Raw genomic sequence first — 14,376 nt, 5'->3', positions numbered from 1 at the left:
CCGCGCGGGCGCACGGCGGCTCCGTACGGCGTGCGCTGCCCGGCGCCGTCGCCCGCGGAGTGGCCGGCCTGGCCGAGGCGTGCGGCGCGAGCGAGTTCATGGTGCTGGAGGCGGCGGTGGCCCTGCTGCTGAGCAAGCTCGGCGCCGGCACCGACGTTCCGCTCGGCATCCCGGTCGCCGGGCGGAGCGACGACGCGCTGGAGCCTCTGGTCGGGTTCTTCGTCAACACCGTGGTTCTGCGCAACGATCTGTCCGGCGCCCCGACGACGGGTGAATTGGTCCGGCGGGTCCGCGACACCGCACTCGACGCTTTGGCCCACGCCGACGTGCCCTTCGAGCGGGTGGTCGACGCGGTGGCGCCGCGTCGCGGCGCGTACCATCCGCTGTTCCAGACCATGGTCACCTACCTGGAGACCGGCGGGGACCGGCTCGACCTGCCGGGCCTCGACGTCACCCCGATCCGGCGCGGGACCAACCCGGCAAAGTTCGACCTGGTCTTCCGGTTCGCCGCCGGCCCCGGCGGCGAACCGGACCGGCGGCTCTCACTCGACCTCGGCTACGTCGCCGACCTGTTCGACCCGGCGACCGCCGAGACGATCGCCGACCGGTTCTGCCGCCTGCTCGCGGCCATGACCGCCGACCCCGGTGCGTCGGTGGCCACGCTCGACGTGCTGGACCCGGCCGAGCACGCCCGGCTCGCCGACTGGAACCGTACCGAGACCGAAATCGACGCCGACGAGTCCGACCTGACCCTCGCCCGGCTGGTGGACCGGCAGATCGCGGCCACCCCGGAGGCGGTCGCGGTCACCGCGGGCGCGGAGTCGCTCACCTACGCCGAACTGGACGCCCGCGCCGACGTGCTGGCCCGGCGGCTCGCCGACCGCGGCGTCGGCCGGGAAGACACCGTCGCGGTGTACCTGGACCGGTACCTGGACCTCGTGGTCGCACTGGTGGCGGTGCTGCGCACCGGGGCGGGGTTCGTACCGCTGGAGACCGGGTGGCCGGCCGCCCGGATCGCCGACATCTGCCGCGGCGCCGGTCCGGCCGCCGTCGTGGTCCCCGACGGGGCCGACGCGCCCGACGGAGCGCGGGACGTTCCGGCGGTGACCGTCCGGGACCCACGCGAGACACCGCGGACCCGGACCGAGGACCTGCGCGGGCCGCTGCCCGACGGACTCGCGTACGTGATCTTCACGTCCGGCTCCACCGGCAAGCCCAAGGGGGCGATGATCCGACACCGGGCGATCGCCGCGCGCCTGATCTGGCAGCGTCCCTGGCTCGACTTCGGCCCCGGCGACGCCGGGCTGTTCAAGGCGCCGCTCGGATTCGACATCTCGGTGAACGAGGTGTTCCTGCCGCTGACCACCGGCGCACGGATCGTCATCGCCGAGCCGGAGCGCGAAGGCGACGTGGAGTACCTGCTCGAACTGATCGGGCGGGAACGGGTCACCTACGCGTACCTGACCTCCTCGATGCTCGACGTCATGGTGAAGCTCGACGGCTTCTCCGCCCTGGCCGAGTCGCTGGAGCACGTGTGGTGCGGCGGCGAGGTCTTCACCCCCGAGCAGTTCGCCCGGCTACGCGCCGCCGTGGACTGCCGGATCTACCATGGGTACGGCCCGGCCGAGGCGACCATCGGCGTCACCCACGAGTTCTACGGCCGGGACCGTACGCGGGACGCGGTCACCATAGGCGTCCCGAACCCGAACACCCGCATCCACATCCTCGGACCGGACCTGCGACCGGTCCCGGTCGGGGTCGGGGGCGAGATCTACATCGGCGGACTGCCCCTGGCCCGCGGCTACGTGGGCGCCCCGCGACTGACCGCGGAACGGTTCGTCGCCGACCCCTTCCGCGGCGACGGGGCCCGGCTCTACCGCACCGGCGACCTGGCCCGCCGGCGCCCCGACGGGACACTGCAGTTCCTCGGCCGCGCCGACAACCAGGTCAAGATCCGCGGCATGCGAGTGGAACCCGAGGAGATCGAGAACACCCTGGCCGGGCACCCGGGCGTCCGGCAGGCGATCGTGCTGATGCGCCGGGCTCCGGGAGGGGCGGACCATCTGGTGGCATGGTGCGCGAGCAGCGGCGATCCCGGCGAACTGCGGCAGTGGCTCGCCGACCGGCTGCCCGCGCACATGGTGCCGACGGTGGTCACGGCGCTGCCGGCGCTGCCGCTGACCCCGGCCGGCAAGGTGGACCGCCGGTCACTGCCGGAGCCGGACTTCGCCCAGGCGGGCCGGCGGGCCCCGGCCGAAGGCGCCGAACGCGACCTCTGCACGCTGGTCGGTGAGCTGGTCCAGGCCACCGACGTCGGCCCCGACGACTCGTTCTTCGCGCTCGGTGGGGACAGCATCGCCTCCATCCAGTTGGTGCGCCGCGCCCGGGCGGTCGGCTGGAACATCTCGCCGCGCGACGTCGCCACCCGCCCGACGCTGGGTGATCTCGCCGCGGTCGCCCGCCGTGCTCCGCTCGCCGAGACGGCCCGGCCCGCGGCCGGACCGCGGACCGTACCGCTGACACCGATCATGCGCGCGGTCCTGGCCCGAGGGGGACCGTTCGAGCGGTTCGCCCAGGGAGCGTTCCTGCACCTGCCGGGCGACGTCACCGAGCCGTCCTTGCGGCGGGTCCTGGCCGCCGTCGCCGACGCCCATCCGATGCTGCGTGCCGCGCTGCTGCCGGACGAGTCGGCGCTGCGGATCTCCGGTGAGTCGGCCGAACCTCCATTGCGCCGGATCGCGGTCCCGTACGGGTTCGGCCCCGGCTTCACCTCCCAGGCGGCCCAGGTGACGGCGGAGTGTGTCGACGCGCTGGACATCGGTTCCGGGCGGCTCGTACAGGCGGTGTGGTTCGACGCCGACGCCGACGCCGACGCCGACGCCGACGCCGACGCCGTCGGCTCCCGGCTGCTGCTGGTGATCCATCACCTGGCCGTCGATGGGGTCTCCTGGCGGATCCTGCTCGACGACCTCGCCCGCGGCTGGGAGGCGCTCACCGCGGGCGCGGACCCGGCACCGACCCCGGAGATCACCGGGTTCGGCGAGTGGGCCTCCGCCCTCCACCGGCGCGCCCCGGCCCTGGACACCGGGCCGGAGCCTGACACCGGGCCGGAACTCGGCACCGCGAGCACGCCCCGCCGCGTCGTCGCAGGACGGGACCTCGATCCGGCCCGCGACACCTGGTCGCGACAGCGGACCCGCACGTTCGCCCTGGGCGCGGAACCGACCGCGGTATTGCTCGGACCGGCGCCCGCCAAGCTGGGGTGCACCGTCCAGGATCTCCTGCTCGGCGCGCTGGCCGTCGCCCTGGAACCCCCCGAGCCGATCCCCGTCTGGGTGGAGGGCCACGGCCGGTACGAGGAACTCCTCCCCGGAGCCGACCTCACCCGTACCGTCGGCTGGTTCACCGACCAGTACCCGGTCCGGATCGACCCGTGCACCGACCCGGCCGAGGCCGCACGCCGGACGGCACGGCAGAGAGCGGTCCGGCCGTACGGCGGGATCGGCGACGGCCCGCCGCGACGGCCAGACCCCTGGAACGCCGGAGCCGGAGGGCCCGAGATCCGGCTCAACTACCTCGGTCGGCTGCATGGGTCAGGAGACGGCCGGGCATGGACTCGCGCACCCGAGTTCGTCCCCGCGCCCGCCCTGGCCGCGGCGAACCCCGAGATGCCCGCCGCCGTACCGCTGGACCTCACCGCGCTCGTCACCGACGGACCCGAGCTGTCCCTGACCGTCACCTACCTCGACGACGTGGTGGCCACCGCCGACGCCGAACGCGTCGCGCAACGCTGGCACCAGGCGCTGGCCAGGCTCGCCACGTCCGTACCCGCACCAGACGCCGAGCCCGGAGGAGACACATGATGGACACCCTGTTCCCCCACCTGGTCGAGGGGAGCGGCTCCGTGACCGAGCGGATCCGCGCCGAGCGCGGTGACCTGCGCTCACGGCTGCGCGGCCACGGCGCCCTCCTGTTCCGCGGCTTCGACATCGGCGACGCCGATGGTCTGGAAGCCGCCGTACGGGCCCTGGCCGGTGAGCCACTCACGTACACCGAGCAGTCGACACCACGCGAGGTGATCAAAGGCAACGTCTACACCTCGACCGAGTACCCGGCGCACGCGGAGATCCCCCTGCACACCGAGATGAGCTACCAGGCGACATGGCCGCGGACCCTGTTCTTCCACTGCGTCACTCCACCGGAGACCCAGGGCGCGACACCGCTGGCGCCCACGCGAGCCGTCCACGAGGCAATCGACCCACGGGTCCGGGACGAGTTCGACCGGCGCGGATGGATGCTGGTGCGCAACTACGGGGAGGACATCGGCCTGCGCTGGCGGCACGCCTTCGGCACCGACGACCGGTCCGAGGTCGAGCGCTACTGCGCCGGCGCGGCCATCGAGCCCACCTGGCTGGGCGACGAACAGCTACGGACTCGGGCGATCCGCTCGGCCGTGCACACCCATCCGGAGACCGGCGACCCGGTGTGGTTCAACCACATCGTGATCTTCCATTCCTCCAGCCTCCCGGACACGGTGCGGGACACCCTGATCGAGCTCTACGGCGCGGAGGGACTGCCGCACAACACGTTCTACGGCGACGGCGAACCGATCCCGGACGAGGTGGTGGAACACGTACGCTCCGCGTACCGGTCCGCGTCCACCCGGTTCAGCTACGAGCCCGACGATCTGCTGGTCATCGACAACATGCTCGTCGCGCACGGACGCGAACCGTTCACCGGCAAGCGACGGATCGCCGTAGCGATGGCCGAACCCTCGTCCTGACCGCCCCAGCCCCGGCCAGCCCCGCTCAACACCTGATCGACCTGCCCCCTAGGGCGGTATCCGCCGCCTGTTCAACCTCGCCGGCCGACCCGACTACACGATCGGGTCTCATGTGGTGGCACCGGCGGGTGGGGGCAGGGCTGCCACTGGCCCCCGCCACCGAGGAGCAACTATGCAGCAGGTCCGTCGGGGGCGCATGGATGCTGATCGCCGCCGGGACGTTGCGTACTGAATACATGGCCGTCCGGTGTTCGCTCATCGACGACAACGACGGCTTCCTTCGGTCTGCCAGAGACATTGTCGAGTGCGACGGAATCGATGTAGTCGGCGTCACCACATTCGGCGGAGCCTGAGCCTGTGTGCTCGGATGCCACGAGACCGACCGTCAGACGACGGTACGACCCGGCACCGGCACAATTAAACAAACCGGTACGGGAGTTGAAATCGCGACCAGGACCGGCAATTCGCCTACGACCTGCCTTTCCGGCGAACGGGCCATCGACCTACCCTCAAGTAACTCCCATGGGGTTCAAGAAGGGTATGCATCGTGGGCACCTGATCCCATCAATACTTGGAGACTCAAACGCCAAGCGAGAAATTTTTTCGTCCTCGCCGACGGAGACATTCCCACGCAACTCGTCGCCGCCGGGGATGCCAGCCTTACCGGTACGGGAATCGCCGACCTCATCGGCAATCGTCGGCGATGCCACCAACGGCTACCAGCTCGACCTCTACACCGCCTGCGGCGGATTCGGCGCTGGTTCAGACCGACATGACGTCTCCGGCATAGATCCAGGTGGGGCCAGTTCAGACCGCCCTCATCAGATTCGGGCCGATCGGCGGCCACTGGGGTGGGGCCCACTCGGACTTGCCGGCGGTTCCGTACGCCGACGCGATGCTCGTGTCACTCCCTGAGGAGATCGACCCGGCCGCGGCCGACACCGTTTGCGACGGCTACCGGCATATCGCTCCTCACCTGCCGCAGTTGCTCGCACGGGACCCGCACGCCAAGGTCCTCAATTTCCGGCCTGACGTGCCGCCCCCTACAGCGCCAGCACCGCTCGTTACGCCGGGTTGACCGCCCAGGCCCTCGGCGCAGCGCGGATCAGCTTCGTCGACGCCCGCCAGCACGTGCGAGGGGAAGCCGAACGCCTCGGCCTGGAACCGATCCACCCCCGCGAACTCGGCCGGATTCCGTCCGCGCCGCTGGTCATCGACGTAAGCACGACCAGAACGTCCTTACATCGGCAGAAGAGCTCATTCGGCGCTGGGCGAAGTGGTGCCGTAGCTCGCGAACAGCCGGTGCCTTCTCGCGAAGGAATTCCGGCGCCCGTGTGACCGGGCAGAGTATCTCAGCGGTATTCGCAGTAGGCAGCAGAGGTAGGCGGCCCACCCCGCCTGCAGGCCAAGCCCCACGCTGGCCATGCGAATCGGACAATGTATCCCTGATGTTGGCCAACGGCGCGTCGATCGAGCCGATCTCACGCCTGGTCGGCCACGGGAGCATGGTGGTGACAGAGTCGGTGTACCGCCACGGCCCGGTCATCACGGAGGGAGCCGAAAACATCGGCAAGGCGTTCGCCCGAAGTCGGCCTGGTTTAGGCTTGTTCCCCATAGAGAGCGTTGAACCTGACGTCGCCTGATTGCCCACGCTTGACCGGAGGTTCGCGATTTCTACGGCTCATGAGGTCCGAATCGGACGGTTGACCGTGATCGTGCTGATGACGATCGTTCTGCTGTCTCTCGGAGTCGTCGTCCTTTTCCGTTTCTCCGACACCCCAGCGAGCGATCCGCGCGAAGGACCGCCGGCACGGTGGTCCGTCACCATGCCGATCGGGGTGGGCGACAAACCCGTCGCGGCGGTCGGTGAAGTCATCGTCGTACCCGGCGAGAACACGATCGTGGGAATGACCCGTGCGGCCGGCAGACCGGTGTGGCGACGCAACGTCGGCGAGGACTACTCCTACTCCATCGCGGCCGGCCTCGTCGTCATCAAGGCAAGCAAAAGCGGCCCGCTCGAGGTGCTGGATCCGGCCACCGGCGCCACCAAATGGCGAATTGAAAAATCGGACGACACCCTTGTCACGGCGGACTCGGTCTACACCCGCGACTGCGCGGGCGATCACGGCAACTGCTCCGTTGCCCGCCGCGACGTCGACGACGGGACCGTCCGCTGGCGGACCCGTGCCGACTATGCGTTCGGCGACGCCGACGAGTTCATCGGCACACGGCCGCCGGCCGCCCCGCCGGTCGACCGTTACCTTGCGGTCACCGCATCCGACGGGGCGACGCGGGCGCTCGACGTCAGAACCGGACGGCTGACTGACGGACGGATCCGCGCACACGGATGGCACGGGTTCGTCGCGGGCCGCACGCTGGTCACGACCGACAACGATCCACCCGACGGCGATGACATGTGCACGGTCACGATCACCACGGTCGACGCCGTCACCGGCGGCAGGCGATGGGCCGGGGCCGCCTTCAGCGGTCAAGACGAAGCCGGGGAGTGCGCGAAGGACCTGGCACCGCGCACGACAGGAATGAACATGATCGGCGCGGGCAGCCGGTTCGCCGCCTCCACCTCACACGGCACGCCACAGATGATTGACCTGGCCACCGGCCGCACGGTGTGGGCGGCGCACGCATCCGGCGCCCCGGTCGACGGGGACGGACGATCGATCCTGGTACGCCGGTTCACCGATCGCGGCGGGCTCGCGCTGCTGGACTTCGGCACCGGCCATACCCGCTGGTCGGCCCCGGACCCCGGGCTGTCCGGTACGTCGGCGAGCTGGAGGACCGTCGTCACCGACCGCCTCGTCGCGGTCACCGGCGCCACCGGCGACCGGCCGCATGTGCTCATCTACGACGCCGACTCCGGGCAGCGGCTCGGGCGCTTCCCCGGCTGGATAGCCGGCCTCGGGGATGACTGGGCAGCCGTGGTCCACTCCGGAACCGCAGACGAGATCACTTTCGACTTCATCCGGTTCTAGCCGGCCAGAGCCGATAGGCGGCCTCTTAGTAGGCGGCCCTTGCATGTGCTCAAGAGGCGCCGATCGTATGCCTATACACATTCCTATACACATTTTTGGCGCCGCCGCTACCCCCGCCGGGGAAGACGACTTCGCCTATGACGACCGCGGTCTCCTCCTCACTGCTACCGGCCCCTCCGGGGACTCCTCCTTCGCCTACAACGCCGACGGTGCTATGACCGGCCGCACCGACGCCTCCGGCAACACCACCTACGGCTACGACACCGACGGCCGTCTCGCCACAGCCGTCGACCCCATCACCGGCCGCACCGACACCTACGCCTACAACAACAACAGCCAGCTGAACACCATCGCCTACGGCACAGGCGGACCTACACGCACATTCGGATGGGCGCAGAACGGCAACCTGCAATCAGACACCATCACCAACCCCGCCGGCCAAACCATCGCCTCGACGAACTACGTCTACAACCCTGAGCACCAGATCCAGACCAAGACCACCACCGGCTACGCCGGAGCCGGCACCACCAACTACACCTACGACTGGGCCCGACGGCTCAAGAGCCAAACCGCCGGCGCCACAACCACGAACTACACCTTCGACGCATCCGGCAACCTGACCTCCGATGGCACCCACACCTTCACCTACGACGAACGCGACCGCCTCACCACCGACGGCACCGCCACCTACAGCTACACCCCCCGCGGCACCACCGCGTCCAAGACCACTGCCGGCCAGACCACGACCTACACCAACGACGCCTTCGACCAACTCACCAACGCTGGCTCGACGACCTACACCTACGACGCGCTGAACCGGCTGATCCAGCGGAACAGCACAGACCTCGCCTACAGCGGCGTAGGAAACGATCTAGCATCCGACGGCAGCTCCACTTACAGCCGCGATACCAACGCAGACCTCATCGGCGTAGCGGACAACGGCCACAACAGCGCCGCGATCACCGACCAGAACCATGACGATCTAATCGCCGCACTTGACCCGGCCACATCGGCCCTTAACGGATCCACCAGCTACGACCCCTACGGCAACATCACCGCCACCACCGGTGACCAACCCGCCATCGGCTACCAATCCGGCTACACCGACCCTGACACCGGCCAAGTCAACATGCACGCCCGCTGGTACAACCCCATAGCCGGAAACTTCACCAGCCGCGACACAATCGTCAACGACCCCACATCCAACTCGGCCAACGCTAACCCCTACACATACGCCACTGGCGATCCCCTAGACGCAACCGACCCCACTGGACACTGCTCAATATTCGACTGGAGCTGGGGGTGCATCGCCAGAAGAGGTATTTGTGAACTAGCCGCCCCAGCCTGTGTCTTTTGGGATCACATTCAGGGCCAGCTGCGCAACGACGACGTGTGCTATCCGCGGTGCAACAACCCCAGCTCCGGCGGCGGATCATCTTCCTCTGGGCTTGAGCTCATGCCAAGAAGAGGAACGACCCCAAAGCAGCGGAATACATGCTGGGCCTGTCTCGGCTTCGTTGGCGTCGGCGGGCTTGGCGGAGCAGGAGGAGCAGGAGCCGGAGCGATCGGAATCGTTGCGCCGCCACCACCGCCAGCAGACCCCTGCGCCCACAACCACCACTGCTTCGTACCGAAACTCCCGAAGCTAGAACCGCATTACCAGCGCGACCACGAGCCCACCAAGCCTAAGGACCTTCCACCAGGTACCCCAACCATTGACGGTAAACCAGTCATCGATCCCGCGCCGGTTGACCTCCCATTTGCCGACCCCACCACAGGTGGTGGAGGTGGCGGAATCCCGATCGATAACAATGACGATGATAACTGCACCCCATATAAGAATATCGATACATGGGTAGGCGGCCTCCCCCAAGGTGCCAACGCCCGATACTGCAGGCCAAGCGATCTCAATGGCGGACGGAAAGCCGACCCGAATGTATTCCCGCCGGGATTCCCGCTCCCCGATGAAGACGGTAAGTCGACTAACCCTAGGTTGGGCGGCAATTATAAATATGACCGGTGTCATTTGATTGCGAAGCAGCTGGGTGGTGATGGGTACGATCCGAATAATCTCTTCACCTGTATTCATACAATCAATACGCCACCGATGCGCGTCATTGAAAACCGGGTGAAGGCCGCCGTAAAAGCTCGACAGCGCGTCGACTATCATGTCTCGTTGGTCTATAGGTCGGGAGGAGGGGCAATGGCGTCGGCGATTCACATCACGGCCACGGGTACGGGTCCGGGTGGGACTCCGGGGCTAAATATCGATGCGTGTTTGGAAAATAAGGTTCAAGGGAGGGTTTTGAGTGGCAGTGCTTGCTGATCTTGAGGTGATTGTTGGTCCTCCTGCCGCAGTCCCGCCGCCGGTTGATTGGCCGACGCTTGAAAGGATTTCTGGCCTAGTATTCCCGCAGGATTATAAGGAGCTGGCGGCGCGGTACGGGATGCTGGAGGTCGATGCTTTTCTCGCTGTTAATCACCTAGGCATGCCAGCTGAGGTGTCGGCGATGCTGCGGCAATGCCAGGAAACTCTCGAAGGACTCCGCATACTTGTGGAAGATCTCGGCTTCATCTATGTAGAAGATGACTTTGGTCGAGAAGTTGAAGCAGAGCCATACCCGTTCTATCCGGATCCTGGCGGATTGTTTCCTTGGGGGGCGACGCAGAACGGAGACACCCTACTATGGCTAACTGATCTTGATCCAAATCGCTGGACAATCGTCGTTACCGATGGCGGTACATGGTGGCATTTCGACGGCGGCATCGTTGACTTCCTCGTTGGGATTCTGAGCGGAACCCTGCAGTGCCCCGTGCTACCTGCCTTTTCGCCGTCGGAGCTACGCGTGTTTCAATACGCGTCGCTGGATCAATTGCCGCACGAGTAGAGCGAATGATTACACGGCGAATCAACGGACCTGCTCGTAATGGGTGCTAAGCCGTGTCATGTCCCACGAAGAAGAGCGGGCTTGGTGTGGTCCTCGCGACAACCTTGTCCCGGTCGCTTACGACCCATTGATCCTGCTGGCGCTGATGGCCGACTCGGTGCCGACATCTGGGGCAGCGCCAAGTTCGCTCTTCACCCCCGGGTCGACCGTCAATGCTACGTCGCGCAAGGCTGGCATCGAGGAAGTCGCACTCATCTGGTCGAGGTGCTCTCGCTGCAGGCGACCCATTCAGCGTTGCATGATCATGATTCATGCGTCATGCCTGTAGTTAATCCAGCTCGTGACCAGCAAACGCGGCCCGCTGTATTTCGGGCAGGGCAAGCATGCCCAACATCGGGCCCGCCTCGTTGATCAGCAGATGCCCCCGCAGTGGAACGGTGGTCGCTCGTTGGGTGCTCGTGAGCCGCGATACATGCCGTCACCTGGCGACATGATTCGGCAGCTGAATCATCGGAGTCGCGGACAAACCAGCATAGATTGACAGCGAGAGCATTGATCCGATATTAGAGCAGCGGACTCTTAATCCGCGGGTTCGGGGTTCAATCCCCTGGCGGCGCACCCGTGCTGATCTGGGCATTCCCGACGCTGTCGGGAGTGCCCAGTGTGTTTTGGGGTAGTTTGCCGCCCGTGGGCGCTCGAATGTCATGATCTTGAGACTTTGTGGTCGGCGGGCCACTGTGCGGCTGGGCGAGCTCGAGTTGGTCTTCGATGGGGCCGGTGCGTCCCCGACGGTGTTGCGGACCGTTACCGAGCTCGGCGATCGCAGACCGCGTTCCGGACTCGCCGTAGGCCCCCGGGGGCGAGGGCCGATCAGAAGGTCTGCCCGGCCCGTCGGACCGAGCATGCGAACGGCGATCTTGTGGGGTTTCCCTGGGGTCCGCGCTACACCCGATCGGGTGCGGACCATCGCGCGATGCGACTCGGCCGTACGCGGGGAGGAATGCACCGGGGCCGCGTCCTCGTCCAGTTCCAGGCGGATATGGTCGACCATCGCATCCGGTACCTCACCCGCCTTCGGGGACGGGCAAGTCGGGACAACCGTGAGTTTGGCCCAAGCGGCGATCAGACCACGGCAACCGGGCAGCGACCGAGTCCGTGTGACACTCGACGCTGCCCGGCGGAATCGACTGGAGTTGTCGGATCCGGGCCGCGTTGTTCGTAGAGAGGGTGAGAGGCCGCCCATCAGGGGGCTGACACGACTCCAGGAGATGTCGGCGATGCCGCACCCACAGGCCAAGGTCCACCGTATGTCCGAGCTCATCGAGCCGATCGCCACCGTCACCTTCTCCGAGGTGCCGAACGAGGCGTTCCTGGCCCTGGGCATGCGCAACTACTGGGACGGATATTTCGCGGGCCGGGCCGCGCCGCTGGGGACGGCGCCGGCCGAGGTGGTGCACGCGGTCTTCTACAACTTCGCCGACGGCGAGGTGGCGCGCCACATTCCGTGGGTCTGGGGGAAGACCACCCCGCAGGAGGCGATCGCCGTACGGGAGCGGGGCAGCGCCACCGCGCTGCGGCACAGGATCGGGGAGCTCGCCGACTCCCTCGGTTTGGTACGCGTCGCCGACCTCGGCACCCGAGCAGCGGTCAGCGCGCCGGCCGAGGGCCGAGCGCTGTACGCCGGGCTTCGGGCGCTGGTGGTGCCTGAGGAGCCGGTGGCCAGACTCTGGCACGCGGCGACGCTGCTGCGCGAGCACCGCGGGGACGGCCACAACGCCGCTCTCCTGACCCACGGCATCGGCGGCACCGAGGCCCACGTCCTCCTCGCTCTCTCCCTCGGAATGAGGGCCGAGGAGTTCGGCCGGATCCACCACCTGCCCAAGGCGCAGCTGGCCGCTGTCGTCGACGGGCTGCGCGACCGCGGCCTCGTGGACGCCGACGGCGGGTTCACCGACGCCGGCCGGGAGACCAAGGAGCAGATCGAGACCCTGACCGACGAACTGGCGGCGCCGGCGTACGACGTGCTCAACGTGGACGAACTCGACGAGTTGATCGCCGGACTCGAGCCGATCGCCGCCGCGGCACAGGCCGTTGACGACTGAGCGGACACGTCAGGCGACGCAACCGCCATCGTGGTTCCCGGCCGGCTCGAGACCCTGCTTGGTGACGGCGGTGAGCACGTCGCTGTCGATCGCGCCGTGCAGGACCTGGACGTGCACGTCGTCGGGGGTGAGCGCATGGAGACGAAGGTCCGGACGGCTCGGCAGCGCGTGGGGCCTCCCTTCACGCCGCGCGGTGGTGGACGCCGTCTTGTACGTGGTGCGCACAGGATGCTCTTGCCGGCTGACTTCCCAGGTGGGAAGCCCAGAAGGTGACCACGATGGCGAATGCGCTGCGGGAACAGGTGCGCTTGGCCGTCGGCCGGGACTCGCAGCCCAGCGCGGGGATCGTCGACTCTCAATCGGTGAAAGGCGCCGATGCCGTCCGGGGGCGACACCTGCGGGTACGACGCCGGTAAGAAGGTCAACGGCCGTGAACGGCTCATCATCACCGACCCCCTGGGCCTACTGATCACGGTGATGGTGTGCGCCGCGAGCGTTCAGGACCGCGACGGCGCCAAGAGCGTACTCTCAGCGCGTTGTCTGAAAGCCGTCGCCATCGTCCGCGCGCGCATCGCTTCCGGCTTGTCGCGTCGGTTTGTTCGTGCCACCGTGTGGAGGAGTTGGCAGGGGAGCGGATGAGTTATCGGGTTCGTATGTCTTCCGAGGTCCGGGATTGGCTGGCGACTGTGCTGGCTGAAGATCATCAGGTGGGCCGGGTGGTCGGCGAGGCCGTGACGGTGCTGTTTCAGGAGGGCTCCGGGCAAGGGGCACCTTTGGTCACCCCGGTGGAATCCCTGCTCCGCGCTCGGCATCCCCTGATCGCGCTGGATCATTCCTACCAACGCCAGCTCGAACTGCTTCAGCGGGTTCGCCGGAGCCTCGCTGATCTGGCGACCGCACGCAAACGACTGGAACTGAAGATCGGCGGCGGCGGTCTTGATCAGGAGGCTCTCGCCGGCGCGCGCCGGCGGTATGAGGAGTTGGCGGCGGAGGAGGAACAGGCCACCTTGTCGGCGCAGCACCTTCGGGCCAGGGTGGATGCGTTCCGTGCCCGCAAGGAGGCCGTCAAGGCCGGCTACACCGCGGCGCGGGCCAAGCGGGAGATCCACGAAGCGTTCGCGGCTCTCGGCGAGACGCACGTGCCCGGTCTGGCGGCCGATGACCTGGCACCCGCCCAGGCCGCCACCGACGAACTGCTGCAGGCCGCCGACGACCTGGAACAGCAGCTGGGGATCGATAAGACGCCTGAAATCAACGAGCTGCGGCTTGTGACAGCCGATCTACGCCTTTTGTTCGCGGCCGAGTCCCCGGACACCGCAGTGCTGCTGGTCGTGGGAATCGGCCGCGACGATTGGGAGGAATGGTACGACGAGGCGCTGCCGCTGGCCCGGGCGGAACTCCAGCTCCAGGACGAGGACTTCACCAGCTACGACATGGTGGCGTTCCTCTCTGAGTACTTTCCAGGCGAGGAGGCGGAGATTCAGGCAGGCGCCACCCGACTGGTCGAGCTGAATCGCCCGCGGTCGAACAAGCCCTTGTACTACATAGCTAGATCATGTTGGGGATTTCGCTTCGTGAGTGTTCGGGGCATGCCACCTTGGTGGCATGCCCCG

At 67.5% G+C, this 14,376-nt stretch carries 10 protein-coding genes and 1 tRNA gene; 10 read left to right on the top strand and 1 reads right to left on the bottom strand.

All coding sequences use genetic code 11. The features are described from left to right. From ACFFNX_RS24425 to ACFFNX_RS24390, 8 genes are all read left to right on the top strand, one after another. A partial coding sequence (locus ACFFNX_RS24425) for a non-ribosomal peptide synthetase (protein ID WP_378206615.1) occupies positions 1 to 3,863 on the top strand: 3,863 nt, incomplete at its 5' end. Beyond that, positions 3,860 to 4,783, top strand: coding sequence for a TauD/TfdA family dioxygenase (locus ACFFNX_RS24420; protein WP_378206613.1), 924 nt, complete (start codon positions 3,860 to 3,862; stop codon positions 4,781 to 4,783). The genes ACFFNX_RS24425 and ACFFNX_RS24420, both read left to right, overlap by 4 nt. A gap of 1,448 nt (positions 4,784 to 6,231) precedes the next feature. Further along, positions 6,232 to 6,426 (top strand): hypothetical protein, encoded by a 195-nt coding sequence (locus tag ACFFNX_RS24415; protein ID WP_378206610.1) that lies wholly within the window; start codon positions 6,232 to 6,234, stop codon positions 6,424 to 6,426. Between the two features lie 78 nt (positions 6,427 to 6,504). Further along, on the top strand, positions 6,505 to 7,773 hold the full coding sequence (locus tag ACFFNX_RS24410) for an outer membrane protein assembly factor BamB family protein (RefSeq protein WP_378206618.1): 1,269 nt from the start codon (positions 6,505 to 6,507) through the stop codon (positions 7,771 to 7,773). 214 nt (positions 7,774 to 7,987) lie between these two features. Next, positions 7,988 to 10,099: an RHS repeat-associated core domain-containing protein gene (locus ACFFNX_RS24405; protein ID WP_446678524.1), complete on the top strand. Its 2,112-nt coding sequence runs from the start codon at positions 7,988 to 7,990 to the stop codon at positions 10,097 to 10,099. Beyond that, positions 10,083 to 10,661, top strand: coding sequence for a hypothetical protein (locus ACFFNX_RS24400; protein WP_378206605.1), 579 nt, complete (start codon positions 10,083 to 10,085; stop codon positions 10,659 to 10,661). The genes ACFFNX_RS24405 and ACFFNX_RS24400 overlap by 17 nt, the downstream gene beginning before the upstream one ends. 543 nt (positions 10,662 to 11,204) lie before the next feature. Next, a tRNA-Lys gene (locus ACFFNX_RS24395) sits at positions 11,205 to 11,279 on the top strand. Positions 11,280 to 11,968: 689 nt separating this feature from the next. Further along, positions 11,969 to 12,763, top strand: coding sequence for an SCO6745 family protein (locus ACFFNX_RS24390; RefSeq protein ID WP_378206602.1), 795 nt, complete (start codon positions 11,969 to 11,971; stop codon positions 12,761 to 12,763). Positions 12,764 to 12,772: 9 nt separating this feature from the next. Here the strand turns inward: ACFFNX_RS24390 and ACFFNX_RS24385 are convergent, their stop codons facing one another. Next, positions 12,773 to 12,988 carry a hypothetical protein gene (locus ACFFNX_RS24385; protein ID WP_378206599.1) on the bottom strand — a complete coding sequence of 72 codons (216 nt, stop codon included), beginning with the start codon at positions 12,986 to 12,988 and terminating at the stop codon, positions 12,773 to 12,775. 150 nt (positions 12,989 to 13,138) lie between these two features. Between ACFFNX_RS24385 and ACFFNX_RS24380 the strand changes: the two genes are divergently transcribed. Both ACFFNX_RS24380 and ACFFNX_RS24375 read left to right on the top strand, forming a co-directional pair. Further along, positions 13,139 to 13,402: a transposase gene (locus ACFFNX_RS24380; protein WP_378206596.1), complete on the top strand. Its 264-nt coding sequence runs from the start codon at positions 13,139 to 13,141 to the stop codon at positions 13,400 to 13,402. A gap of 14 nt (positions 13,403 to 13,416) precedes the next feature. After that, the coding region (locus ACFFNX_RS24375) for a PspA/IM30 family protein (RefSeq protein WP_378206593.1) at positions 13,417 to 14,376 on the top strand (960 nt) is incomplete at its 3' end.

It is taken from the genome of Actinoallomurus acaciae, assembly GCF_042429965.1.
GTDB classification, from domain to species: Bacteria; Actinomycetota; Actinomycetes; order Streptosporangiales; family Streptosporangiaceae; genus Actinoallomurus; species Actinoallomurus acaciae.
Note: the sequence above shows the minus strand (reverse complement) of the source record. Positions and strands in the feature narration are given on the sequence as shown.

Coding starts and splice junctions, on each gene's coding strand:
- ACFFNX_RS24380 (WP_378206596.1), top strand. CDS start 13,139: ATGCCGTCCGGGGGCGACACCTGCGGGTACGACGCCGGTAAGAAGGTC.
- ACFFNX_RS24410 (WP_378206618.1), top strand. CDS start 6,505: ATGACGATCGTTCTGCTGTCTCTCGGAGTCGTCGTCCTTTTCCGTTTC.
- ACFFNX_RS24390 (WP_378206602.1), top strand. CDS start 11,969: ATGTCCGAGCTCATCGAGCCGATCGCCACCGTCACCTTCTCCGAGGTG.
- ACFFNX_RS24415 (WP_378206610.1), top strand. CDS start 6,232: ATGTTGGCCAACGGCGCGTCGATCGAGCCGATCTCACGCCTGGTCGGC.
- ACFFNX_RS24420 (WP_378206613.1), top strand. CDS start 3,860: ATGATGGACACCCTGTTCCCCCACCTGGTCGAGGGGAGCGGCTCCGTG.
- ACFFNX_RS24405 (WP_446678524.1), top strand. CDS start 7,988: ATGACCGGCCGCACCGACGCCTCCGGCAACACCACCTACGGCTACGAC.